1 rRNA gene is annotated in these 288 nt (G+C 49.3%); it reads left to right on the top strand.

The annotated features are described in order from the left end of the window. Positions 1-288 (top strand): 23S ribosomal RNA (locus C1I89_RS36125); the annotation flags it as partial.

Here is a 288-nt window from a genome sequence, read left to right as displayed (position 1 = left end):
GCGAACCGGGTGAACTGAAACATCTCAGTAGCTCGAGGAAAAGAAATCAACCGAGATTCCGAAAGTAGTGGCGAGCGAAATCGGAAAAGCCTTTACGTTTTAGCATTCAGGATAGTCGAACGGGATGGAAAGCCCGGCCATAGCAGGTGATAGCCCTGTAGACGAAATTCTGAGTGTGGAACTAAGCGTAAGAAAAGTAGGGCGGGACACGTGAAATCCTGTTTGAAGATGGGGGGACCATCCTCCAAGGCTAAATACTCGTGATCGACCGATAGTGAACCAGTACCG

This window comes from Achromobacter pulmonis (assembly GCF_002885955.2).
GTDB lineage: Bacteria > Pseudomonadota > Gammaproteobacteria > Burkholderiales > Burkholderiaceae_B > Achromobacter > Achromobacter pulmonis_A.
The sequence above is the reverse complement of the archived record's forward strand: the minus strand, read 5'-3'. Positions and strand labels throughout refer to the sequence as shown.